This is a genomic window from Ancylobacter sp. Lp-2 (assembly GCF_020523795.1).
GTDB lineage: Bacteria > Pseudomonadota > Alphaproteobacteria > Rhizobiales > Xanthobacteraceae > Ancylobacter.
The window spans coordinates 475,293-499,355 of the sequence record NZ_JAJALI010000003.1 but is presented as its reverse complement, the minus strand read 5'-3'; the positions used below and the strand labels follow the sequence as shown (position 1 = coordinate 499,355).

The window sequence follows — 24,063 nt, the reverse complement described above, 5'->3', positions numbered from 1 at the left end:
CGGTGTCGGATCGCCCGGACCGCCTTCGTCCTTGCAACGTCGATGGATGGCTCACGAGGAGGAATGAACATGCCCGGCACCGTACGCCTGCACCGCGTCCTGGCCACCAGCCCGGAGAAGATCTATCGCGCGTTCGTCGAGGTGGACGCGCTGGCGAAATGGCTCCCGCCAAACGGCTTCGTGTGCACCGTGCAGCATCTGGAACCCAAGGTCGGCGGCACGTTTCGCATGGCGTTCCGCAATTTCACCACCGGGCACAGCCATGCGTTCGGCGGTGAATATCTCGAGGTGGTTGCCGGCGAGCGCCTGCGCTACGTCGACAGGTTCGACGACCCCAATCTGCCCGGCGAGATGCAGGTGAGCGTGATACTGAGGAAAGTATCGGTCGGCACCGAGTTGGATATCACGCAATCCGGCATTCCCGACGCAATCCCGCCCGAGGCGTGTTACCTCGGCTGGCAGGAATCGCTGCGCAATCTGGCGCGCCTCGTCGAGCCCCAGATCCACCAATAGCGCTACAGGTTCGCGCGTTGGCCACCGGCAGCCGGACGGCGCGCTGACGCCGGCTCGACGACTTTTCCCGGGATGGAGGTATCGACTTCCGATGCGGAGCGCGGAAAGCTGCGCTTGTTGCGCCGTGAGTCTCCGGATCGTGTTCATATCCGCGACGGTCCTGCCGTTCGGTGGTGAGTGGTACTTGCGGCCATTCGATGCGCCGCCGGGAATTGTCGGCTAGAACAGGGCGGTTGGGATGGATGGGGTGGGGCGTCGGGATCCTTGACGACAAGGCGCCTGCATCATGGGAGCATTTTGCGCATGCCGGGCAGCCAGATGAAGTGTATCGCGTGCATCGAGGGGGAGCAACTCGCGGTTCGCATCTACAAGGGTGTTACGGAGCCTGATGCGGCGTTTTATGTGGTGCTGTCGCTCGTCGATGGCACGAGCCAGACGGAGCGGCTGGACACAGCCGATGAGCGAGGGCGCCGGCGCCTGCAGTCGCTGGAACTATCCATTCCCGATCGGAAGCGCGTGAAGGGGCCGTCCTCGGCCAAGGCCGACTATACGGTCTCCCTGCCGGATCTTCCGATCAAGCGTATCGATGTCTTTGTTCTCGACGCGGACGGGAAACGGATATTCCTGAAATGGGCTGGCGACGAGCTCGCGCTTTCCGAACTGCTTCCGCTGACGCGCGACGAATTTCGAAGCTACTTCTCCTATGGCAGCAAGCGGCATCTCGATTCTGCGACAGTGTTGTTCGTTGCCCGCAACATACTTGATTTCTATGAAGGGCGTGACGACGCCGACGAGGCATTGTCCGGCTATATCGCCAATGCATTTGTGATCTTGATCTATAAATCGGTGGAAACCCACGCCGTCATCCCGGATCTGGACAAGTTGAGGCTGCTGGCCGAGCGACATGTCGAACAACTGAAGGCGGCGTCAAATCCAAGGGAAGACCGGACGAACCTCAGAATGTCGTGCCGGATGGTGCTCTGGCACTATTATCTTGATCGCGGGGAGGCGGATCAGGCTGTAGAGGCGGCGGAGTCCGTCGCGGCGATTTATGAATCGATCGATAAGCTGCATGTCATGCATGGATATAACGCCTGCAAGTCGATGCTGTTATGTGGTCTGGCTTATTATCACCGTAAAAATATCAAGATGGCCTTGAAGTATTTTGAAATGACCGTGAACGGATTCGTAAAGTCCGTGAATTGTCGTACGAAGAATCCTTCATGGTTTGCGGAGCTTGGGGTAAATCATCGCTGCGCGACCTCCGCAACCAAGATGATCAAATTGATTGAAGATAAGACGGAGGTCGGTCAGGCGCAGTTGGCGAAGGAACTGGCCGTGGCCAGTCGGGTGACCGACGAGGCTTTCCTTGCCCGGGCGAGCGCGGCCTTGTTCGGCTGACAGTCCGCCTGAAGCACGCGAAGCCGGGTTACCATTCACCTGAAGATCATCGGAATAGAAAGGGCGACGTCTTGCGACATGGGGGGAAGGGGCGTGGTGCCAGGCATGCATCGCTTCGGCCGGTGATAAGGGGCGTGCGGCGGTGACATTGATCGGCTTCATCCCCTGCCGGGCAGGCAGCGAGCGCGTCAGGCACAAGAATACGCGCCCCTTCGGCGGTATCGAAGGGGGGCTGATCGAGCTGAAGCTGCGTCAGCTTCAGAGGGTGGATGAATTCGACAAGATCATCGTGTCGTCGAACGATGCCGCGGTTCTCGATTTCGCGGCGGATTTCTCCGCGCGGCACGATGAGCGGGTGGTTGCCTTGCCCCGGCCGGAAATCTACGGCAGCAGCACCACGTCGATGGGAGCCTTCATTCAGGACTACATTGCTCATTTGAGCGAGGAGGGGCATCTTTTCTGGACGCATGTCACGCATCCCTTCACCACATCGAAGGTGTATGCGCGGGCGATCGCCGAATATCGTCGGCGTCTGGCGGAGGGGTATGATTGTCTCGTGAGCGCTACGAGGATCCAGAAGTTTCTTTGGCGCAACGGGGCGCCGTTCAACTATGACAACACTCTGGAGCGCTGGCCGCGTAGCCAGGATCTGGAGCCGGTCTTCGAAATCAACCATGCGATATACGCCATTCCGTTCGCCACGATGCGGAAGGTTCGCGACCGGGTCGGCGAGCGCCCCTACTTCTTCGAGATGGTCGATGCCGAGGCGCTGGACCTGGATTGGGAGGATCAGTTCCAGCTCATGGAAGAGATCGCGCGGGCACGGCAGAGTCGCGGTGAGAGCCTGCTCTAGCCCCCGGCAGGCGCGCATCGGCACCCGTCATCGCCCTGTGACCGGCGCGTCGTTCTGTCGATCTTGTCTCCGTCTCGCCGTGCCCTCGGCCGTGCCGTCGCGCCTCCGGCCGACCCGGCGCGTTGCCGTCCTCCGGCGGCGTCGCCTTCGACCTTGCCGCGCGTCCCGCCGTATGGCTCCCGTGGCGGTCCCCGGTGCCGGCTTTCGGCGGGTGCAGGGCCTCGCGACGAGCCCTATGCGCAGGCGCGCGGCGGCGCGACAATCCGCTTGAACCGGGCACGCCGCCCCCCTAAGGCGGCGGCGAAGAAGCGCAGGCGGCGTGGTGAAATTCTCGCTGCGCAGATGCGCGAGATCGTGCTCCTGACGCGTCAGTGGAGCGCGCTTCAGGTTTTCATGAACGCTCGTGGAGGACGGCGGCCGCCTCAAGCGCGGCAGCGTGACTGAAGCTGTGGCGGGTCTAGTCGCTGCGCGAAGGAGGGCGCCAGTAAGCGGATCAATGGCGGGTCCGACAATTCGGGTCGGTGCCGGTCGCGGCTTCCAAGAAAGTCAGTAGTTCTTACATATCAATATATGAAATCATTCATGTTTCCAAAAAATCAATATGCCATCCGGGTTGGCGAGTTGCGAATAATATTCGTATCGAGCCGCCTTGGTGAATTCATTTAGGTAATGCATCGGAATTTTGATGTTTATCGTCTGATTTTGATGAAATGAATTTTTTATTCGCCAGTAAATATTCGAATGTTGTGTATCGGTTGCGTGACATACGGGCGCTGATCTGCCGATCGAGCGATCTTCCAAAAATCCGCCGTGCGACAGGCGGGGTGTGATCCGCGCGTTGCGTGGTTGTCTTTGCCAGGTCGGCGGTGTCTGAGTGAACTTTAGTTGACCAGATTGCGTGGCATATGGGGGGCATTTCATGAAGATTGCGATAGTACATGAGTGGTTCACAACCTATGCCGGGTCCGAGAAGGTGCTCTCCGCCATGCTGGACGAGTTCCCGCAAGCGGATGTTTTCTGTCAGGTGGATTTTCTTTCGGACGACGATCGATCCAAGATAGGAAATAGACGGCCCAAAACAAGTTTTTTGCAAAATCTTCCATTTTCCAGAAAAAAATATCAATATTATTTTCCTCTTATGCCGCTCGCCGTCGAGCAGCATGATTTGTCGGAATACGACGTCGTCATATCGAATAGTCATTCGGTGGCGAAGGGTGTTATCGTCGGACCGGACCAACTTCACATCTGCTATTGCTACAGTCCGATGCGGTACGCGTGGGATCTGCAGAATCAATATCTTTTGGAGTCCGGTATCTCGGGTTTCAGGGGCGGAATGGCGCGCCTGATGCTGCATTTCATGCGGGTGTGGGACACTCGAACGCCTTTCAGCGTCGATCACTTTATCGCATGTTCGAAATACATCTCCCGACGGATAACCAAAACATATCGTCGTGATTCGACGGTCATTTATCCGAATGTGGATGTCGAAAGCTTTGTTCCGGGCGGCGAGCGTGAAGATTTCTATGTCACGTCGTCGCGCATGGTGCCTTACAAGAAAATCCACCTTATCGTCGAAGCCTTCGCGCAGTTGCCGGATCGTCGGCTCGTCGTCATAGGCGACGGGCCTCAGTTCAAGCGCATCAAGGCATTGGCGACGCCGAACGTCAGCATTCTGGGCTTCCAGGAATTTCCCGTCCTTCTCCATCACTTGCAGCGGGCCCGCGCGTTCATTTTTGCCGCCGAGGAGGATTTCGGCATCGCGCCACTCGAGGCGCAGGCCTGTGGCACGCCGGTGATCGCTTTCGGCAAGGGAGGCGCCAGCGAGACCGTCATCGACGGTGTCACAGGCCTTCATTTCAAGCAGCAGACGGCGGACGCGATTCGGGACGCGGTCAAGCGCTTCGAAGCCCTTCCGCCCGATCATTTCGATCGGGAACAGCTCCGCGCTCAGGCGCTACGTTTCTCCAGCTCCGTTTTCCGGGCACGATTTCGCGCCTTCGTCGAGGAAGCCTGGGCGGTTCATCTCGGAAGGCTGGTGCCGGAGTCGGTCAATCAGCAGCTCAGGCTCGCAGAGCCTCCACCCGACCGGCACCCGATAAGTCACAACGATCACAAGATGATCGATCTGGGCAAGAGGGGCTCCTCTCCCGAAGGTGGTCTCGACATCCGATTATGATTCGGGGGAATGAATTATCAGGCGAATGAACTTCAAAATTTTCAATATTATGTGGAATTTGATCGTGAAAACCGCTGTGATTACAGGAATAACCGGGCAAGATGGTCCATATCTTGCGAAATTACTTCTTGAAAATGGCTATCGCGTCTATGGAACTTATCGACGATCGAGCATTCTCAACTTTTGGCGACTGGAATATCTCGGAGTGCTCGGGCATGAGCGCCTGCATCTCGTCGGTCACGATCTGATCGATCCCGGCGGGGCCATTCGGCTGCTGGACAAATGCCAGCCGGAAGAGGTCTACAATTTGGGTGCCCAGACATTTGTCGGCAGTTCGTTCGACCAGCCGACGCAGACCGCCGAGATCACCGGCCTTGGCCCTGTTCACATGTTGGAGGCTATCCGCACCGTCAATCGCGACATCCGGTTCTATCAGGCCTCATCCGCCGAGATGTTCGGAAAGGTGCAGGCGACTCCGCAGAATGAGCAAACCCCCTTCTATCCTCGCAGCCCATACGGCGTCTCCAAGCTGTTCGCGCACTGGATGACGATCAACTATCGGGAATCCTACGGAATTTTTGCGGGCATCGGCATCCTGTTCAATCATGAATCGCCCCTGCGCGGCGAGGAGTTCGTCACGCGCAAGATTACCACCACCGTCGCGGCCATTGCGCGTGGTGCGCCCGTCGAGCTTACGCTGGGCAATCTCGATGCCCGCCGCGACTGGGGATATGCCGGCGACTATGTCCGAGCTATCTGGGCGATCCTGCAGGCAAAGGAGCCCGACACCTTCGTCATCGCCACCGCCAAGACGGCAAGCGTCCGCGATTTCGCGAGTTTGGCCTTCGAATTGGCTGGAATGCCCCTGGAATGGATGGGGAGCGGCGAGGAGGAGCGAGGCTGTTGCAGGAAGACGGGTCGCGTGCTCGTCCGTGTCGACCCCGCTTTGCGGCGTCCGGCGGAAGTCGATATCTTGCTGGGGGATGCCACCAAGGCCGAACGTATACTGGGGTGGCGGCACACGACATCAATGCATGAGCTGTGTTCCATCATGCTCGGCGCCGACGTGGAGCGGGAACGACGGGCGCACAGGCAGCGGCAGGATATCATCTCGGAACAAAGCGACGCCGGGCTGCTTGGGGGCTGTCTGGTTTGAGTTGCGTGGTATCCGGGTTTCTCCGCTTTGACGGGTTCGATACGGGGCGATGTCCCCGGCGAATCCGGCACGCGTCGATCCCTGTGCATGCCGCCTGCGGAAGCGGGCTTTTCGCGCCTGGCTCTTGAACAACGCCGTCCGGCCTCTAAGCGCGCCGCGTCGATGCGGGCGTGGTTCAATAATAGGTCAGAAGAATTACAAATTTGCGCGATACATTTATAATTACATTTCCATATTTGGCAATTATTTCAATAATTTACGTATGATATACGGCATTCTACGTCGATTGTTCGTCGATAGACGCCAGGTCATATGCTGATATTTATTGCCTCATTGTTGTCGTGTGCGGCGGGAATCGCTTCGCGCAACGGCTGGAGATCGCTTGTTATTCGAAGAAATACTTATGCCTGCACGTCAAGCTGCTCGATGATTCCGGCATCCGCATTGTCTTCATTCCGAAGAGGGCGGACGGTCCTTCGATCTTGGCACAAGCGGAGGGTGTTCTCGGATCCTCAAGGGTGCCTGTGGCCCTCAATATGGCGGAAATCGAATTAGTTTGAATGTCGACGTCGAATTTGACGTAGGGGAATGTCCGAAATTCGGCCGAAGAGGTTAGCGCGGAGCGTGCCGCAAAAGAATGATGCCGCGTTATATGTTGAGTGTGTTCCTTAATCGGGCGATGGAAACCCTAGCGTATCGAGTGATATTTTCGTGGAAAAATTGATCAAGCTTGCGCTAACGCAGACATCATTGGGGCGTTTGATTGGAAAGGTGCCGTTTGTTTCTGAAATATACATGAAGAAAATCTGGTCGAAGCGTATGAATTTATTCTACGGTCTCCACGATAATGTGGATTCTGCGGAAGATTGGTCCGCCAAGTTTTCAAGCGCTGGCTGGAATGACGGGGCGTTGGCGAAGCTTCTCGTGGATCGTGACGATGTAGGCCGGGGCGACGGTGGCGGCTCAATGCAGGCGTCCCAGTTCGCCGTGTTGCTCTGGCTGAGCAAATTGCTGAAACCGGATATGACGATCCTCGATCTGGGAGGTGCGGGTGGTGTCTTCTATGAAATATCCAAGCACCACAACCTTCTGACGGATTCGCAGCACTGGCATGTCGTGGACATGCCTAGGATGGTCGAGCTGGGCCGAAAGCGCCATGCCAAGCTGAAATCGACAGGCATCAGCTTCGGAACCAAGCTTGGCGCGGCCCCGGCCAGCGACATCATGCTGGCGCTCGGTTGCATTCAATACATGCGAGACCCGCTCGGCCAGTCCGGTCCCGGTTTCCTCGACGAGTTGGAAAAGGCACCGGACTATGTGATCGTCAACAAGATACCGGTCTGGAACAAGCCGGATGCCTGGACGTCTCAGGGCTTCATAACCACGGCCTGTCCCTATCGGATTTTCAATCGAAACCGGCTCGAGGATTATTTCGGTGCGCGTGGATACACGATCGCCTCATCCTGGCATGTCCCGGAGCTTGATCTGCGCGTGCCGTTCCATCCCGAATGTTCGCTGGATCACTTCGAGGGATTTCTCGCGACACGCGACGCGCGCGAAGCGTCGGCGGTCGCCACCCCGCTGCCTGCGTCTCGGCGGCGAAAGAGGCACCTCGCCTGAGACTGGCCGCCGAGCGTGGCTCGCGGTTCCCAACGTCGGCAAGATGGACGCCCCTGGGACGCGAGGCCCGGTGCGCCGTCGAACCCTGTGCGCAGGCGCGCGGAGGCGCGACAATCCGCTTGAACCGGGCGTGCCGCCCCCCTAAGGTGCGCCGCGTCGATGCGGGCGTAGTTCAATGGTAGAACGGCAGCTTCCCAAGCTGCATACGAGGGTTCGATTCCCTTCGCCCGCTCCAGTCTCCCCTGATGCTCTCGATTTTTCACAACCTTCGGTTGACGTTGCCTGCTCCCTCATATTCCCTTGCGGAAAACGGAGGGATGGATGGACGAGGCATTCCTTGCACGCGTGAATGGTGATCGCCTCACCAGCCGGCAGATCGACGAGTTGATCGGCATTTCCCGCGGCCTGATCGCGGACGGCCAGGTCAACGAGGCCGAGGTCCGATTTCTGCAAACGTGGCTTGCCGCCAATCTGGCGATCAGTGCCGAGCCGCTGATCCACGGTCTCTACGCGCGTGTGGCTACGATCCTCGCCGACGGCGTGGTGGACGAGCAGGAGAAGCTCGAGCTGTTCGAGACGCTGGAGAGCTTTTCCGCCGGCAATTTAGAGCTCGGCGAGGTGCTCAAGTCGACCAGCCTGCCGCTCTGCCGGCCGGCGCCGGCCCTCAGCTTTGCCGGCAAACGCTATTGTTTCACCGGCACCTTCACCTTCGGCCAGCGCAAACATTGCGAAGCCGCCGTGACGGAGCGCGGCGCGCAGGTCGGCAATATCACCCAGAAAACCCAGGTGCTGGTGATCGGCGCCTATGCCACTGAATCCTGGAAGCATTCCTCGTTCGGCAACAAGATCCTGCAGGCTGTCGAATGGCGGAGCGAGGGACTGCCGATCCCCATCGTCTCCGAGGAGCACTGGCGGCGCCATCTATAGCTCCCTGGCCGGCCCTGCGGCTGGCGGGGCGCCGATGTCGACCCGCGCGCGCTAGACCTCGCCGCGCAGCTGCGCCACCAGCGCCTCGATGGCGAGCTCGTAGCCCATCGGGCCGGCGCCGATAATGCAGCCGGTCACCGCGGCGGAGAGCGGCGAGAAATGCCTGAGCTTCTCGCGCTTGAACACGTTGCTCACATGCACTTGGAACGCCGGCTTGCCCAGCGCCGACAGCGCGTCGAGGAGGCCGATCGAGCCGTAGGACAGGCTGGCGGCGTTGATGATGATACCGTCCGCCTCGGTGCGCGCCTCCTGCAGCCAGTCGATCAGCACGCCCTCATGGTTGGACTGGCGGAAGCGCAGCGTGGCGCCGAGGCCGGCGGCCTTCGCCTCGCAGCGCACGCCGATATCGGCCAGCGTCAGGCGACCATACGGGCCGGTGGGGTCGAGCCCGTAGAGATTGGCGTTGGGGCCGTTGACGACGTCGATACGCAGGGCGGTCACGGGCAGGCTCCGCAGAGGGGACGAGGCTGGGGGGATGCAGGCTTGGAAGAGGGAACGACGCGGGTCGGGCGCCCGCGCCGCATCGTCGATCCGGTGGGCGGCCCGCCGTCGCGCTCAGGCGACGTGCTCGCGCGGGCGCGTCGCCGCCATGGACGGGCGTTCGTCGAAGGCGGCGAACCACGCCGCCGCTTGCGGCCGGCCCTCGCGCCAGTTGAGGTGGGCATAGCGGAAGTCGAGATAGCCGAGCGCGCAGCCCAGCGTGATCGTGCCGATGGTCACAGCGTCCTGCAGTTCCGGCGCCAGCGCCTCGATGCGGTCGAGCGCGCCGGTGATCTTGGCGAGCTGCGCCGTCGTCCATCCCGGCCAGCGCGTGGCTTCCGGCCGCACCACCGTCTCGTAGCGGTTGGCGATCGCGGCATCGAGCAGGCCGTCGCCCAGAGCCTGCTGGGTCAGCGCCGCCCAGCGCGCCGGCCCGGCGGCGGGGAACAGCGCGGTGTCGCCGACTGACGCGGCGAGGTATTCGCAGATCACCGGGCTGTCGAACAGCACGCTGCCGTCGTCGAGCACCAGCGCCGGGATCTTGCCGAGCGGGTTGTAGTCGACCAGCGCCGGGTCGCGCTGCAGCGGGCTCGCCGGGTTGAACTCGATCTCGAGCTTGCCGGCGAGGCCGACCTCAAGGGCGACCGCCATCACCTTGCGGACGAAGGGCGATGTGGGGGCGTAGATGAGCTTCACGGTATCTGGTCCTCCGCGCCGATGGCGGCCAGACCCGCCCGCGCCACTTCCACGTCCTCGGCGCCCTTGCCGGAGCCGACGCCGATGGCGCCGACGCACTGGCCGTCGATGATGATCGGCAGCCCGCCTTCGAGATTGGTCAGCCGCTGGCCGGCGGCGAGCGACAGCTTCACCTCGTCCTTCGGGTTCAGCCGCGAGGAGGGCTGGCGGTGCGAGGCGGCGGTCACCGCCTTGGACATCGAGGTCTCGCGGGACAAGAGCTTGGCGCCGTCCATGCGGATATAGGCGAGGAGGTTGCCCCCCTCGTCGACGATGGTGATGTTCTGCGGCACGCCGAGCTCGGTGGCCTTGGCGAGCGCGCCATGGAGCGCCTTCAGGGCGCCGTCATGGGTCAGCTTGAGGGCGGGGCGGGTCACGGACATGGCAGCCTCACTGATCGCCCGGCACGCCGTAGGACGGCGCGGTGGACGGGTCGAGGGCGCGGGTGACATAGGCCTCCAGCTGCGGCTTCCACAGCTCCCACAGGCTGGCCAGCTCGGCCATCACGTCGCCGTCGGACCAGTCGATGCGCAGATCGGCGACCGGCCACGCCACCTTGTCGACGATCAGCAGGCCGACCGAGTGCACCGGGCCTTCCTCGCCGCCGGCCTTCACCGCCGCCTGCATGGCGGCGACCAGCCGGTCGCCGAGATCGGCGGAGGGCAGCGCCAGGAAGGCGTCGACCATCGCCTGCGGCACCGCCTTGGAGGAGAGTAGGTTGCCCGCCGCCGCCACGTCCGGGCCATGGGCGATGGTGTGGGTACCGAGCGTCTTCACGCCGGAATGGCCCACCGAATGGCCGGTCTTGTCCAGCACCACCACCTGCCGGTAGTCGAAATGCGGCGCCTCTTCCTTGAAGCGGGCCATCACCTCGTCGGCGGAGAGCCCCTGCGCCAGGAGGTCGAGGCCCTTGGGGCCGAGCGTCGGGTCGGTGATGTTCTGCGTTGCCACCACGCCGACGCCGGCGCGGGCATGGGCGCAGCGCGCCGCCACCGCCGGCGAGGAGGAGGAGACCGCGATGCCGAAGCGCCCGGTGCGGGCGCAGCGGGCGGAGATGGAGAAGGTCACGTCGGCGCCTTTCAAAGCATTTTCAAGCGAAGTGGGTACCGGTTCGCGTGAAGAAAATGCGCTAAAACAAAAGGTTGGTGCATTTCCGCGCTTCAGCGAAACGCGGAAATACGCCAGCTCAGGCGGCGTCGGGGATGACGGCGGTCACTTCGATCTCGACCAGCCATTCCGGCCGGGCGAGCGCCGGCACCACGAGGCCGGTGGAGCAAGGGAATACGCCGGCCAGCCACTTGCCCATCTCCAGATAGACCGCCTCGCGGTAGCGGATATCGGTGACGTAGACGACGATGCGGCAGATATGGCTCATGTCGCTGCCGGCTTCCTCCAGCAGCTGCTTGATGTTGGCCATCGCCTTCTCGGTCTGCTTGCCGGCATCGCCGACATGGAGGCTCTCGCGGGTGTCGAGATCCTGCGCCACCTGCCCGCGCAGGAACACCATGGTGCCCCGAGCCACCACGCCCTGCGACAGGTCGTTGTTCAACTTCTGCTCGGGATAGGTTTCCTTGGTGTTGAACGGGCGGATGCGGGTGTGCACGACCATGGGAGTGACCTCGTTGGGAATTCAGAACAGCGGATCGGAAGGGGTGTCGCCGAGTGCCAGGGCCAGGCGATGCATCAGGTGTTCGGCGCGGGCGAGTTCATCGAGGCCGATCCATTCGTCGGCCTTGTGCGCGCGGGCGATGTCGCCCGGGCCGCACACCAGCGTCGCAATGCCGGCCTCGTCATAGAGCCCGGCCTCTGTGCCGTAGGCCAGCGTGATCGGCGCCTCGTTGGAGCCAGCGAGGCGGGCGAGCTTGGCTGCGGCCGGCAGGTCGGCCGGGGTGTCGAGGCCGGGATAGGCGCTGATCGGCTCGACGACGATGTCTGCCTCCGGTGCCTGCGCCTTCAGGCTCGCGCGCACCTCGGCGACGAGAGCGTCGATGCGGGCCTTGATGGCGACGGCGTCAGCACCGGGAATGGTGCGCACCTCATAGTCGAGCACCGCGCGGTCGGGGACGAGATTCAGCGCCGTGCCGCCATGCAGCGCGCCGACATGCACGGTGGTGTAGGGCGGCTCGAAGGCATCGTCGGTGATCGTGGCGAGCGAGGCGCCGATCGCCTCCAGCCCGACGACGATCTTGGCGGCGGCGTTCACCGCATTGGCGGCGCGATGGGGCAGGGCGGAATGCCCGCCCTTGCCGGTGATGATAAGGCGGTTGGCGAACTTGCCCTTGTGCGCCCGCGCCACCTTGAGCGAGCTCGGCTCGCCGACGAGGCACAGCACTGGGGGCACCGCCAGCGCGGCGGTGGCGGCGACGAGATCGGGCGCGCCGGCGCAGCCGACCTCTTCATCATAGGAGAAGCACAGATGAACCGGGCGCCGCGTGGCGTGGCGGACGAAGTCCGGCACCGCCGCCAGCACGGTGGCGAGGAAGCCCTTCATGTCGGAGGAGCCGCGCCCGTAAAGCTTGCCGTCGCGGATCGTCGCGGTGAAGGGCGGGCTCGACCAGTTCTGTCCCTCCACCGGCACCACGTCGGTATGGGCCGAGAGCGCGAGGCCGGGGGCATCGGCCGGGCCGATGGTGGCGAGCAGCGAGGCCTTGTCGCTGGCGGCGTTGTAGAGGCGCCGCGAGGTGACGCCGTGCCCGGCGAGGTAGGTCTCGATATAGTCGACGACCGGCAGGTTGGAGACGGCGCTGATCGAGGGGATGGCGATCAAGTCGGCCAGAAGACGCAGAAGCTCGGCCGAGGGCTCGGCGCCCTCCGCTGCGGTCCCGCTACGCAACGCCCCCACGCTCATGCCTTACGCGACCTCGAGCTTGTGGTAGCCGCGGTTGGAATAGACCAACGGCTTGGTCTCGAAGCTTTCCAGCGCCACCACCTCGCCGGCAATGATGTGGTGGGTGCCGAATTCGAACACGCTGGCGATCTTGCAGTCGAAACGGCACAGGGCGCCCGGCAGCACCGGCGCGCCGGTGTGAAGGGCATCCCAGTCGGCGACGGCGAAGCGGTCGTCGCGCAGCTCCGGGATCAGGCCGGCAAAGCTGTCGGCCACCCGGTGCTGGTCATGGGCGAGGATGTTGGCGGCGAACACGCCGTTGCTCATCAGCGTCGACAGGATGCGGCTGCCCTTGTGCAAACAGAACAGCACCGAGGGCGGCTCCATCGACAGCGAGCAAAGCGAGGAGACGGTGACGCCGCCCCGTCCGGCGTCGCCGTCGGTGGTCACGACGGTCACGCCGGAGGCGGTACGCCCCATGGCAGCGCGAAAATCGGCCTGACTGAAGAGGGCGGCGTCGATCTGGCTCATTTTCCGGTACCCATCACCTTGTCCGACAGGCCAGCCGCCTTGCGCACGAAGTCGAGCGGGCCGGAGAAGTCGAAGCTGTTGTAGACGGCGTTCAGGTGGTTGAAGTGCGGCGCCTGCGCGAACTGCACGAAGGTCAGCCGGTGGCCGGCATAGTCGGAGTTGAGCAGGTCGCGGGCGAAGGCCAGCAGCTTGCGGCGGTCCTCGCTCTCCCACTGCTTGTTGAGCGAGTAGAACTTCTTCAGCCAGTCGCCCGAGCCCTCCGCCTCGAAGGCGGCGGCGTTGGGGGTGACGCAGATCTGGCCGCCGCACAGCTCGCGGGCGATGTGCATCATCGCCGGCAGGCCGCTGCAGGCATGGACGCGGCCGGCATAGAGCATCGACTGGTTGGGCATGAGCAGCCCGCCGGGGCTCTTCTCGGCCAGCGTGATCGAGGCGGTGAGATGCGCGTTGATGCCCTCGCGGTAGACCACGAGGTCGGCGAGCTTCTCGCGCACCGACTGCAGCTTGTCGAGGCCGGTCTGCTTGGCGTTCCACATCGCCGCGCCGATCATCATGTCGGCGACATAGAGCAGGCGGTGCACATAGGGGAAGGCCGAGTAGCGGTGCAGCGTGGCGCGGATGAACTGCGCCGCCTTGGTGTGCCGATAGAAGAACACGTTCTCCCACGGGATCAGCACGTTGTCGAAGATCACCAGCGATTCGACCTCGTCGAACTTGTTGGCGAGCGGGTAGTCCTTCGGGTTGTTGCGGCCGGCGAAGGAGGAGCGGCAGATCTGCCGCACGCCCGGCGCGCCCATGTCGATGATGCCGCCCACCGCGTAGTCGGACAGCGTCTCGTTGGTCCAGGCGCCGACGGTCGGCTTCAGGAAGGCCTGGTCGGCATAGGCGGCGGCGGTCTCGTATTTGGCGCCGCGGATGACGATGCCGGCATCGGTCTCTTTGACCACATGCACCATCATGTCGGGGTCCTGCTCCTGCGGCGGCAGGGAGCGGTCGCCCTTGGGGTCGGTGTTGGCCGAGATGTGGAAGATGTCGTTCTCGAAGATGTTCTGCACGTGCCGGTCGACATTGTCGGCGAAGCGCGGGTCGAACTCGGCCAGCACGTCGCGCCCGTCGATCAGCGACCACACCTCGCCGATGGTCTCGTCGCCGACGCGGGTGACCACGCCGCCAATGTCCTGCATCACCGCGTCGACGGCCTCGACCTTGTCGGTCCAGTCCTTGGTGTCGCGCGGCGGCTTGTAGAAGATGGTGTTGCGCTTGTTGTCCTCGACGTAGGTCAGGCGGTCCTGGTACTTCGCCTCATGGGCCATGTCGTACATGCGGGCCCGGACGTCGACGATCGGCTTGAAGGCCGGGTGCTGGGTGACGTCCTTCACCCGCTCGCCGTCCATCCAGACCTCACGGCCGTCCTGAAGTCCCTCACGATACTGGTCGCCGGTACGGATCATGATTCCATCCTTATTCCTGTGAGGAAATATTGCGTCGCGGCGATAGATCGGTAAAATATTATCATTCATTTTTTGGGATAAGAAAATCCGATGAACGTCTCGCTCCGGGCCCTGCGTTACGTCGTGGCGACGGCCGACTTCGGCAATCTGACCGAGGCGGCGAAGTTCCTGAACGTGTCGCAGCCCTCGATCTCGGCGGCGGTGGCGCAGTTCGAGGCCGAATGCGGCGTGCAGATCTTCGTGCGTCACCACGCCAAGGGTGTCACCACCACCATCGCCGGCACCCGCATCATCAACGAGGCGCGCCTCTTGCTGAACCACGCCCGCGACTTCGGCCAGAACGCCCGGGCGATGGCCGACGAGGTGCATGGCGAGATCACGGTAGGCTGCTTCTGGACGCTGGCCACCCATTTCATGCCGAGCCTGTTGTCCGACTTCGCCGAAAGCCATCCCGGCATCTCGGTCAGCCTCGACGAGGGCGATCAGGCGCAGATCCTCGACGCCATCATCTCCGGCCGCACCGAGCTCGCCTTCTCCTATGAATTCGCCGTGCCGGAAGAGGTGGTGGCCGAGCCGCTGGCCGAACTGCCGCCCTATGTGGTGCTGCATCCCGACCACCCGCTCGCCCAGCGCGACAATGTCCGCCTCGCCGACCTCAAGGACGAGCCCTTCATCCTGCTCGACCTGCCGCATTCGCGCGACTATTTCCTCGGCCTGTTCCGCGCGGTGGGCATCGAGCCGCGCATCGCCTTCCGCTCCAAGGCCTATGAGCTGACGCGCGGTCTGGTCGGCCATGGGCGCGGCTACACCATCCAGAACGTCATGCCGCGCACCCAGACCACGCATGATGGCGGCCGGGTGGCGGCGGTGCCGCTGGTGGAGCGGCTGGAGCCGGTGCACCTCGTCAGCCTGCGGCTGCGCCGGCAGGCGCCGCGCCCGGCGGTGGAGGTGTTCGCCCGCCACCTGAAGGAATCGTTCTCGCCCGGCGGGGTGTTCGCCCCCGGCACGCTGTCGCCGCAGGTGACCATCCGCTGAGCCTTCCCTCCGGCGCCGCAACGGCCGGGAGGGGGCGGTCGTCGTTTCCCGACACCTTCCTCTCCCTAAGGGAGAGGCGTGCGGTGGCACCTCCGCCTCCATAAGCGCGCCCTATGCAATCCATCGGCAAACTGTTGCCATGGCGTCCGCTTCCCCCGATTGCCGGGGCGTAACGACGCTCGTTAGTCTCCGGCCTCTTTGGCAGAGGGGGAGCGTCGCCGGCGGGTCCGGCGGCGTGGGAGTGCATCATGTCGCTGAAAGTCCTGACCATGTCCGACTACGTCGTCACGCCGTGGAAGAACGGCGGTGGCGTCACCAGCGACGTGTTCCTGTTCCCCGAGGGGGCGACGCATGAAAGCTTCGACATCCGCCTCAGCCTGGCGCCCATCGTCGCCGAGGGCGCCTTCTCCTCCTTCCCCGGCATCGACCGCCACATCACCCGCCTCGGCGCCGCCCCGCTCGACCTCGTCTTCGGCGGCGAGACCCGCGAACTGAAGCGCCTCGAACCGCTGTATTTCGACAGCGTGCTGCAGCCGCGCTCGGTGCTGCCGGACGGGCCGGCGCAGGTGCTCAACGTGATGACGCGGCGCGGGCGCTGGAACGCGCAGGTGATGCCGGTCGCCGCGGCCAACGAGCCGCTGCTGGCGGTGCCCGATGGCGGGCTGGTGGTGCTGCATGCCGTCTCCGGCGCCTGGCAGGTCGGCGACCGGGTGGGCTCGGTGATCGTGCGTCCGGGCGAGACGCTGATCGCCCGCGAGGAGACGACGCTGCGCGCCTCCTCGCAGCGTGACGGCGAGGCGATCGTCGCCTTCCTGTCGCCGACCCGACGCCAGGACAGCTAGATCTATTTTTCCAATCTTAGGTAACAATAAAAAGTATTTTTCTATTTAGCTCGCAACCGCAACATTTCCTGTCAGGAAAAACACCGACGGGAATTGCATTCGATGCAGCGCTTCGCCGACCCTGCACGCCTCAACAAGGAGGCCCCGTAATGGGACGCGATGCCCTCGTCTTCTACAGCCCCGTCGACAGCGCCGAGGAATGGCGCGCGGCGATGGCCGCCGAGCTGCCCGATCTCGATTTCCGCGTCGACCCCGAGGTCGGCGATCCGGCCGAGGTCCACTATGTCCTCGCATGGACGCCGCCGGACGGCTTCTTCGCCCGCTTCCCGAATCTGAAGCTGGTCACCAATCTCGGTGCCGGCGTCGACCGGCTGGTCAATCGCGACGATCTGGTGCCGGTGCATTTCTCGCGCCTGAACGACACCGGCATGACGGCGATGATGACCAGCTACGTCGTCTTCGCCGTCACCCGCTACGCCCGCGACATGCACGTCTTCGAGCGCGCCAAGCGGCGCGGCGAGTGGGAATATGTGCACCCGCGCCCGCTTGCCGACATCAAGGTCGCCGTGCTCGGCCTCGGCGAACTCGGTGGCCCCGCCGCCGCCATGCTGGCGCAGATGGGCTACGCCGTCTCCGGCTGGTCGCGCTCGCCGAAGTCCATCCCCGGCGTGCGCTCACTCACCGGTCGCGAGGGGCTGGAAACCATCCTCCGGGAAAGCGAGATCGTCGTCAGCCTCATCCCGCTGACCAAGGAATCGCGCGGCCTCCTCGGCGCCGCCGAACTCGCTCTGATGCCGAAGGGCGCCAAGTTCATCAACGCCTCGCGCGGGCCGGTGGTCGACGAGGACGCGCTTGTCGCCGCGCTCACCTCCGGCACCCTGGCCGAGGCGACGCTCGACGTCTTCAATGTCGAGCCGCTGCCCTCCGGCCATCCGCTCTGGGCGCTCGACAACGTGTTGATCACGCCGCACATGGCCAGCATCACCGTGCCGGCGCTCGCCGCCCGCGACGTCGCCGAGAGCATTCGCCGCGTGCGCGCCGGCCAGCCGCCGTTGCATGAGATCGATCCCGCCCGCGGCTACTAGCCCGCGGGCGGGCGGCTCGCGGCCAACGATGTCGCGGCCGGAAATTCCGGCGGGTCATGCCGCCCAATGAAGAGAGGTGGAACTATGAAGAAGCTTGCTTTCGCGCTTGGCGCGCTGGCTGTCATGGCCTCGGCGAGCGTTGCCTCGGCCCAGGAGAAGCTGGTCATCAGCACCTGGGGCGGCAACTGGAAGGAAGGCGTCGCCATCGTCGGCAAGGAATTCACCAAGCGCACCGGCGTCGAGGTGGAGTACATCACCGGTGGCACGCTGGACCGCCTGGCCAAGGCCAAGGTCGCCCGCGACAACCCCGAGTCCGACCTCATCAACACCACCGCCCATGTCGGCTATCTCTATCATTCCGACGGGCTGATGGAGAAGCTGGACTGGTCGAAGATCCCGAACGCCGCCAAGCTCTACCCGATGGCGAAGCGTTCCGACTACACGGTCGCCGACTATGTCTACGTCTACACGCCGGCCTTCCGCACGGATCTGATGCCGAAGGGTTTCAAGATCGACAGCTGGGAAGCCCTGTGGGGGGCGGAAGTCGCCGGCAAGCTCGGCCTGCCCGACTTCGACCCGAGCCACGTCATCATCGCCGCCACCAAGCTCGCCGGCGTGAAGCCGGAGGAGTGGGACAAGGTGAAGCCGAAGCTGCTCGAACTGAAGAAGAGCATCAAGGCCTTCTACCAGTCGGACGCCACCAGCCAGAACCTCATCCGCACCGGCGAGACCCCGGTGCAGGTGCTGCTCAACATCAACGGCTACCACATCCAGAAGCTCGGTATCCCGATCGAGATCGACGTGCCGAAGGAAGGCGCCGTCGCCGGCACCGACGTGTGGGGCATCAACGCCAACTCCAAGAAGAAGGCGCTGGCCGAGCAGTTCCTCAACATCGCGCTCGAGCCGGCGATGCTCGCCCAGCTGTGCAACTTCCACAAATGCTCGCCGATGAGCGGCGAAGCCAAGCTCGATCCGGAAGTCGCCAAGCTGCCCGGCATTTTCACCAGCCAGGAAGCCATCGAGAAGGGCGCCATCATCCTCGACGACAAGACCTATGCCACCCTGCTGCCGCAGTGGAAGGCGTGGTTCACCGAGAACATGATGCACTGAGACGCGGAGAGGGCGGCCGGCGGCGTCGTGCTGCCGGCCGTCCCGTTCCAGCGGCTTTCCGGACCCCGGCGACGCCTGGGAGCCGGGCTAGTTCTCCGGTGTTGACGTGATCCCGGATTCGCCTTCGGTTGTCCGCGATGGCGCTCTTCCTCCCCTCTTTCCATTGGGGGGAAGCGGCCCGCGAAGCGGGTCGGTGAGGGAAGGCGACACCGGGAGGCCAGAAGGTCTCACGCCAAGGCCCCTCACCCCGGCCCTCTTCCCAATGGGGAGAGGGGGCGTGCCGCCCGCTCACCGTTATCCCTTGCCTGAACCCCAGCCCCCAAGGCCCGATGCTCGCTAGACGCCCCTTCTTCATCACCTTCCTGGCGCCGGCGGTGCTTACCGCGGTGATCCTGGCCGCCGCTATCTTCGAGGTGCTGCAATACAGCGTGCGCGAGTTCATCCCGGGCTCGCTGAATGTGGGCGGCTTCACGCTCGCCAATTTCGCCGCGCTCAACAAGCCGATCTATTGGTGGGTGCTGGCCGACACCTTCTTCATCAGCCTGCTCACCGCGATCTTTTCGCTGCTCGCCTCCTATCCGGTCGCCTATGCGCTGGTGCGGGCGAAGAAGGACTGGGTGCGCTCGGCGCTGGTCTCGCTCTCCATCACCCCTTTGTTCACCGGCGAGATCGTGCGCACCTTCTCCTGGATGCTCACGCTCGGCACCGACGGCTTCATCAACTCGATGCTGCGCAAGCTCGGCCTGATCGATATGCCGATCCAGCTGATGTACACCCGCTTCGGCGTGGTGGTGGCGCTGGTGCAGTTCTCCATGCCGGTGATGATCATCCTGCTTGCCACCGCCATCGCCCATGTCGACCGCGACTGCGAGAAGGCCGCCGCCAATCTCGGCGCCTCGCCCACGGCGGTGTTCTGGCGCATCACCCTGCCGCTCACCGTGCCGGGCATCCTGTCGGGCATCGTGGTGGTGTTTGCCTGGACCATGAGCGCCTTCTCCACCCCGCAGCTCATCGGCGGCGGCAAGATCCTGATGATTTCCAATCTCGCCTATCTGCAGGGCTTCTCGGTGCTCAACCTGCCCTTCGCGGCGACGCTGAGCCTGATCGCCCTCATCTGTGCCCTCGGCAGCCTCGCGCTGATGAAGGGCGTCACCAGCCGCATCGAGCGGCGCCTCGCGGTCAATTGAGGAGGGAGCGATGCGGTCCTTCGCGTTCTGGAGCCTCGTGGTCGCGCTGCTGACCTATATGACGCTGCCGACCATCGTCGTGCTGATGACCTCGGTGAACCCCACCGAGATTCTCGCCTTCCCGCCGCAGGGCATCTCGTTCGACTGGTACGCCAAGGCGGTCACCTATCCGGACTTCCAGGTGGCCTTCAGGAACGGGCTGATCGTCACCGCCTGCGCCTCGACGCTGGCGCTGATCGTCGGCTCGGCCTTCGCCTGGCTGATCCACCATTACGAGTTCCGCGGCAGGGGCCTGCTGGAAGGCGTGCTGTGGTCGCCGCTGATCATCCCGCACTTCACCCTCGGCTTCGGTTTCCTGCTGCTCGGCGGCGCTTTCAGGATGCAGCAGGGCTATGTGATGATCGTGCTGGCGCACATGGTGCTGGTCATGCCGTTCGTCACCCGCGCGGTGCATGTCAGCCTCGCCAATATCGACCCGGCGCTGGCCCGCGCCGCCGCCAATCTCGGTGCCTCGCCGTTCCAGGTGCTGACGCGGATCACGCTGCCGCTGGTGGTGCCGGGCATGGCGGGCGGCTGGCTGATCGCCGCGGTGCTGTCGCTCACCGAGTTCACCGCCTCGCTCTATGTCACCGGTTCGCGCACCCAGACGCTGCCGGTCGCCATGTACAACTACATCCGCGAATATGCCGATCCCACCGTGTCGGCGGTCTCGGCGCTGCTCATCATCGCCACCACGCTGATCATGCTGGTGGCGGACCGGACGATCGGGCTGCGCCGCGTCCTCGCCATCGACACGCACTGACCTTGCCGGAGACGCCTGATCCCATGACCGCCACGCCCACCCAGGAAGCGAGCCGCCCCATCCCGTCGCAGGAAGCCGGCAGCGCCGTCGATATCGTGCGGGTGCGCAAGGATTTCGGCGCGGCGGTCGGCGTCGCCGACGTGTCGCTCACCATCGGCAAGGGCGAGTTCGTCACCCTGCTCGGCCCGTCGGGCTGCGGCAAGTCGACCCTGCTCGGCATGATCGCCGGCTTCGTCACGCCGACCGCCGGCAAGATCGTCGTCGATGGCGCCGATATCACCGATCTCGAGCCCTACCGGCGCGACATCGGCATGGTGTTCCAGTCCTATGCGCTGTTCCCGCATATGAACGTCTACGACAACATCGCCTTCGGCCTGAAGATGCGCAAACTGCCGGCCGCGCAGATCGAGGCGGAGGTGCGCCGCGCCATCGGCATGATGAAGCTCGACGGCTTCGAGAACCGCCGCGTGCGCCAGCTCTCCGGCGGCCAGCAGCAGCGCGTGGCGCTGGCCCGCGCCATCGTCATCCGCCCGAAGGTGCTCTTGCTGGACGAGCCGCTCTCGGCGCTGGACAAGAACCTGCGCGCCCAGATGCAGGTCGAATTGTCCGAGCTGCACCGCAAGACCGGGCTCACCACCATCTTCGTCACCCACGACCAGGGCGAGGCGCTGTCGCTCTCCGACCGCATCGTGGTGATGAACAAGGGCTCGGTGCAGCAGGTGGCGGCGCCGGTCGAGCTCTACCGCCGGCCGGCCAATGGCTTCGTCGCCTCCTTCATCGGCGAGATCAATGCCCTGCCGCCCGGCCGCTGCGAGGTGAACGGTGGCACTGCCTCGCTGGTGCTGCCCGGCATCGGCCCGCTGGCGTTCCCCGTTGCCCCGGCCACCGGCTTCGCGCCGGGCCGGCAGGTGCGCGCCTTCCTGCGGCTGGAGCATGTGCGCCCGGTGCTTGGCGGCGAGGCCGGGCCGAACGTCGTCACCGGCACGGTGGAGGCGCACATCTATCAGGGCTCGCACACCATCACCCGCGTGGTGGTGGAGGGCATTGGCCTGATCGAGACGCGGGTGACAGGCGCCGACATCGTCGCCGCCGCCCCGGTCGGGGCGTCGCTGGCGCTGGCCGTCGATCTCAGCGAGGCGGTGCTGCTCGACGCCGCCGAGTAGCGCCGGGCGTCAGCTGAGCGCGGCTTCCGCCGGCTGCGGCCGATGGAAGTAGTAGCCCTGGTACTTCGCGACCCCGAGTTCGCGCAGCTTGCGCAGCTGGGTGTCGTTCTCCACCCCTTCGGCGACCAGTTCGAGGTCGAGCGAATGGGCGATGGAGATCGCCGCCTTCATCAGCGCCTCGTCGATCGGGTCGACCAGCAGGTCGCGCGTCACCCGCCAGTCGATCTTGATGCCGTCGACCGGCAGTTGCTTGAGCGCGTCGAACGAATTGTAGCCATTGCCGAAATCGTCGAGATAGATCCTGATGCCGCGCTGGCGCAGCCGGGCCAGGAAGCCGGTGATCTCGCTCAGGCTGTGAATCGCCTCGGTCTCGGTGATCTCGATCCTCAATCCCTTCTCGCAGCCGGGATAGCGGTCGAGCAGCTGGACGAGTTCCTTGTGGAAGCCGGGGTCGGCGAGGGTGCGGGCGCCGATATTGACCGAGACGTAACGCTGGATGCCGCGGCGCACCAGCCGGCTGGCATAGGTGACCGCGCGCCGGCACACCCAGCTGTCGATCCGCCGCATCAGCCCGAGCCGGCGGGCGGCGGGCAGGAAATGCGCCGGGCCGTACATGCCACCCATATTGTCGTCGAGGCGGATCAGCGCCTCATAGCCCTGCACCCCGCCGTCGGTGCCGACGATCGCCTGCAATTCGAGGATGAGCTGGTCGAGCTCGAGCGCGCTCCTGATGCGTTCGGCCCAGCTGATGCGCTCATGCGTGTCGGTGACCTTGGGGTCGCCGGTGTCGTAGAGCTGCACCCGGTCGCGGCCGGATTCCTTGGCCACGCAACAGGCGGTGTCGGCGCAGACCAGCACCGCGCGCGCCGAGGAATCCGGGCCGCCAGTGCGGGCAAGGCCGATGCTGAGGCTGAGCGCGAAGCTCTGCCCGCTGATCGGGAACAGATGGCCGCGCGTGACGGCGACCAGCCGGGTGGCGATGCGCTGGGCCTCGGCCTCGTCGATGCCGAGCAGCATCACCGCGAAACTGTCGCCGCCGATGCGGGCGATCAGGTCGTCGGCGCGCAGCTGGTTGCGCAGGAAGGCGGCGAAATCGATCAGCAGCCGGTCGCCGGCGGCGTGGCCGACCCGGTCGTTGACGGTCTTGAAGTGGTCGATGTCGATGAAGCCGAGCCAGATTTCCGGCTGGTCCTTCTCTTCGGCGAGTAGCTGGTCGATGCGCTCTTCCAGCGCGAAGCGGTTGGGCAGCCCGGTCAGCGCGTCGCTGCGCGCCTGCCGCGACACCAGCCGGGCGAATTCGCCGAGTGCCGCCGCCTGCTCCTCGACCTGCGAGCGCGCGTCGATGAGTTCCTGCTCGCGGCGCTTCTGGGCCGTGACGTCGGTCCACACCGCGGCGAGGCAGCCATCCTCCATGCGCCGGTGGCTGGCGAGCAGCCAGGCGCCCGTGCTGAGCGCGATCTCGATGCGCGGCTCGGCATCGGGGCGGCCGGTGAGCAGCGCCAGCGCGTCGTCGGTGGTGGCGGGGCCGAACAGCCCGCCGCGCTTCGCCGCCTCGAGGGCGGTGTCGAAGCGGGCGCTGGGCCGCAGCGTGACGCCGACCTTGGCGAACAGCCGGCTCATGCTGGCATTGGCGAGCACGATCTGCCCGTCGGGGGAGAGCAGGATGAAACCCTCGCCGATGCCGTCGATGGCGTCGCGCAGGGTGTGCTCCACCTCCTTCAATTCGCTGATATCGGTCCAGGTGGAGACGATGCCGCCCGTCGGGGTGCGGCGCTCGCGCACCCGCACCCAGCCGCCATTCTCCAGCGGGATGTCGAACGGCTCGCCATCGGCGCGGTGATGGCGGCGCATGCGCTCGACGACATAGGCGTCGGGATCCGGCACCCGGCTCCATTCGCCGCAGGGGACGGAAGCGAGGGCGAAGAAGTTCAAACCTTCGAGATCGCCGAGCACCGACAGGAAGGGAAACAGCTCGATGAAACGGTCATTATGGACGACGAGGCGGTCGTCGGTGTCGAACAGGGCGAAGCCATCGCTAAGGAAATCAAGGGTTTCGCGCAGGTCGACGTCCCGGCGACGCGGTCCGCCCGAGGGCATGGCCATGCCCCG

At 64.4% G+C, this 24,063-nt stretch carries 24 protein-coding genes and 1 tRNA gene; 15 read left to right on the top strand and 10 right to left on the bottom strand.

Annotated features, from left to right (window positions below):
* The first annotated feature begins 69 nt into the window (after positions 1 to 69).
* From LGR54_RS10660 to LGR54_RS10650, 3 genes are all read left to right on the top strand, one after another.
* Positions 70 to 513: an SRPBCC family protein gene (locus LGR54_RS10660; RefSeq protein WP_230361931.1), complete on the top strand. Its 444-nt coding sequence runs from the start codon at positions 70 to 72 to the stop codon at positions 511 to 513.
* 303 nt (positions 514 to 816) lie between these two features.
* On the top strand, positions 817 to 1,914 hold the full coding sequence (locus LGR54_RS10655) for a hypothetical protein (protein ID WP_230361930.1): 1,098 nt from the start codon (positions 817 to 819) through the stop codon (positions 1,912 to 1,914).
* 142 nt (positions 1,915 to 2,056) lie between these two features.
* Entirely contained in the window at positions 2,057 to 2,767 is a 711-nt protein-coding gene (locus tag LGR54_RS10650; protein WP_230361929.1) for a cytidylyltransferase domain-containing protein, read from the top strand.
* A gap of 658 nt (positions 2,768 to 3,425) precedes the next feature.
* Here the strand turns inward: LGR54_RS10650 and LGR54_RS10645 are convergent.
* The gene (locus LGR54_RS10645) at positions 3,426 to 3,707 is read right to left on the bottom strand and encodes a hypothetical protein (protein WP_230361928.1); all 282 of its coding nucleotides are present in this window, start codon (positions 3,705 to 3,707) and stop codon (positions 3,426 to 3,428) included.
* A 45-nt stretch (positions 3,708 to 3,752) separates the two neighbouring features.
* Between LGR54_RS10645 and LGR54_RS10640 the strand changes: the two genes are divergently transcribed.
* From LGR54_RS10640 to LGR54_RS10620, 5 genes are all read left to right on the top strand, one after another.
* Positions 3,753 to 4,943 carry a glycosyltransferase gene (locus LGR54_RS10640; RefSeq protein ID WP_230361927.1) on the top strand — a complete coding sequence of 397 codons (1,191 nt, stop codon included), beginning with the start codon at positions 3,753 to 3,755 and terminating at the stop codon, positions 4,941 to 4,943.
* A gap of 25 nt (positions 4,944 to 4,968) precedes the next feature.
* Entirely contained in the window at positions 4,969 to 6,099 is a 1,131-nt protein-coding gene (gene gmd, locus LGR54_RS10635) for a GDP-mannose 4,6-dehydratase (RefSeq protein WP_370638180.1), read from the top strand.
* A gap of 711 nt (positions 6,100 to 6,810) precedes the next feature.
* Positions 6,811 to 7,719: a methyltransferase, TIGR04325 family gene (locus LGR54_RS10630; protein WP_230361926.1), complete on the top strand. Its 909-nt coding sequence runs from the start codon at positions 6,811 to 6,813 to the stop codon at positions 7,717 to 7,719.
* A gap of 161 nt (positions 7,720 to 7,880) precedes the next feature.
* Positions 7,881 to 7,954: transfer RNA gene (locus LGR54_RS10625), tRNA-Gly, on the top strand.
* An 86-nt stretch (positions 7,955 to 8,040) separates the two neighbouring features.
* The gene (locus tag LGR54_RS10620; RefSeq protein WP_230361925.1) at positions 8,041 to 8,646 is read left to right on the top strand and encodes a BRCT domain-containing protein; all 606 of its coding nucleotides are present in this window, start codon (positions 8,041 to 8,043) and stop codon (positions 8,644 to 8,646) included.
* 51 nt (positions 8,647 to 8,697) lie between these two features.
* Here LGR54_RS10620 and LGR54_RS10615 read toward each other — a convergent pair whose 3' ends face one another.
* The 8 genes from LGR54_RS10615 to LGR54_RS10580 form a co-directional block, all read right to left on the bottom strand.
* Positions 8,698 to 9,147, bottom strand: coding sequence for a type II 3-dehydroquinate dehydratase (locus tag LGR54_RS10615; RefSeq protein WP_230361924.1), 450 nt, complete (start codon positions 9,145 to 9,147; stop codon positions 8,698 to 8,700).
* A 114-nt stretch (positions 9,148 to 9,261) separates the two neighbouring features.
* Positions 9,262 to 9,882, bottom strand: coding sequence for a glutathione S-transferase N-terminal domain-containing protein (locus LGR54_RS10610; RefSeq protein ID WP_230361923.1), 621 nt, complete (start codon positions 9,880 to 9,882; stop codon positions 9,262 to 9,264).
* The gene (locus tag LGR54_RS10605) at positions 9,879 to 10,304 is read right to left on the bottom strand and encodes a heme-binding protein (RefSeq protein ID WP_214011264.1); all 426 of its coding nucleotides are present in this window, start codon (positions 10,302 to 10,304) and stop codon (positions 9,879 to 9,881) included. Before LGR54_RS10605 ends, LGR54_RS10610 begins: the two co-directional genes overlap by 4 nt.
* A 7-nt stretch (positions 10,305 to 10,311) precedes the next feature.
* Positions 10,312 to 10,989 carry a DUF1028 domain-containing protein gene (locus tag LGR54_RS10600; protein WP_230361922.1) on the bottom strand — a complete coding sequence of 226 codons (678 nt, stop codon included), beginning with the start codon at positions 10,987 to 10,989 and terminating at the stop codon, positions 10,312 to 10,314.
* Positions 10,990 to 11,107: 118 nt separating this feature from the next.
* Positions 11,108 to 11,530, bottom strand: a complete 423-nt coding sequence (locus tag LGR54_RS10595) for a RidA family protein (protein ID WP_230361921.1) — start codon at positions 11,528 to 11,530, stop codon at positions 11,108 to 11,110.
* Between the two features lie 21 nt (positions 11,531 to 11,551).
* Positions 11,552 to 12,754 carry an acetylornithine deacetylase gene (gene argE / locus LGR54_RS10590; RefSeq protein WP_230361920.1) on the bottom strand — a complete coding sequence of 401 codons (1,203 nt, stop codon included), beginning with the start codon at positions 12,752 to 12,754 and terminating at the stop codon, positions 11,552 to 11,554.
* Between the two features lie 18 nt (positions 12,755 to 12,772).
* Positions 12,773 to 13,279 (bottom strand): flavin reductase family protein, encoded by a 507-nt coding sequence (locus tag LGR54_RS10585; protein WP_230361919.1) that lies wholly within the window; start codon positions 13,277 to 13,279, stop codon positions 12,773 to 12,775.
* Positions 13,276 to 14,730: a 4-hydroxyphenylacetate 3-hydroxylase family protein gene (locus tag LGR54_RS10580; RefSeq protein ID WP_230361918.1), complete on the bottom strand. Its 1,455-nt coding sequence runs from the start codon at positions 14,728 to 14,730 to the stop codon at positions 13,276 to 13,278. The genes LGR54_RS10585 and LGR54_RS10580 overlap by 4 nt, the downstream gene beginning before the upstream one ends.
* A 90-nt stretch (positions 14,731 to 14,820) precedes the next feature.
* On the opposite strand from LGR54_RS10580, the gene LGR54_RS10575 reads away from it, so the two are divergent.
* The 7 genes from LGR54_RS10575 to LGR54_RS10545 all read left to right on the top strand — a co-directional run bounded on the left by LGR54_RS10575 (position 14,821) and on the right by LGR54_RS10545 (position 21,954).
* Positions 14,821 to 15,765 carry a LysR family transcriptional regulator gene (locus LGR54_RS10575; protein ID WP_230361917.1) on the top strand — a complete coding sequence of 315 codons (945 nt, stop codon included), beginning with the start codon at positions 14,821 to 14,823 and terminating at the stop codon, positions 15,763 to 15,765.
* A gap of 248 nt (positions 15,766 to 16,013) precedes the next feature.
* On the top strand, positions 16,014 to 16,607 hold the full coding sequence (locus LGR54_RS10570) for a HutD family protein (protein WP_230361916.1): 594 nt from the start codon (positions 16,014 to 16,016) through the stop codon (positions 16,605 to 16,607).
* Between the two features lie 149 nt (positions 16,608 to 16,756).
* Entirely contained in the window at positions 16,757 to 17,692 is a 936-nt protein-coding gene (locus LGR54_RS10565; protein ID WP_230361915.1) for a glyoxylate/hydroxypyruvate reductase A, read from the top strand.
* Between the two features lie 84 nt (positions 17,693 to 17,776).
* The gene (locus tag LGR54_RS10560; RefSeq protein WP_230361914.1) at positions 17,777 to 18,802 is read left to right on the top strand and encodes a PotD/PotF family extracellular solute-binding protein; all 1,026 of its coding nucleotides are present in this window, start codon (positions 17,777 to 17,779) and stop codon (positions 18,800 to 18,802) included.
* Between the two features lie 329 nt (positions 18,803 to 19,131).
* The gene (locus tag LGR54_RS10555; RefSeq protein WP_230361913.1) at positions 19,132 to 19,989 is read left to right on the top strand and encodes an ABC transporter permease; all 858 of its coding nucleotides are present in this window, start codon (positions 19,132 to 19,134) and stop codon (positions 19,987 to 19,989) included.
* 10 nt (positions 19,990 to 19,999) lie between these two features.
* Entirely contained in the window at positions 20,000 to 20,791 is a 792-nt protein-coding gene (locus LGR54_RS10550; protein ID WP_230361912.1) for an ABC transporter permease, read from the top strand.
* Positions 20,792 to 20,814: 23 nt separating this feature from the next.
* Positions 20,815 to 21,954, top strand: a complete 1,140-nt coding sequence (locus LGR54_RS10545; RefSeq protein ID WP_230361911.1) for an ABC transporter ATP-binding protein — start codon at positions 20,815 to 20,817, stop codon at positions 21,952 to 21,954.
* Positions 21,955 to 21,963: 9 nt separating this feature from the next.
* Here LGR54_RS10545 and LGR54_RS10540 read toward each other — a convergent pair whose 3' ends face one another.
* Entirely contained in the window at positions 21,964 to 24,057 is a 2,094-nt protein-coding gene (locus LGR54_RS10540; protein WP_230361910.1) for a bifunctional diguanylate cyclase/phosphodiesterase, read from the bottom strand.
* Between the last annotated feature and the right edge of the window lie 6 nt (positions 24,058 to 24,063).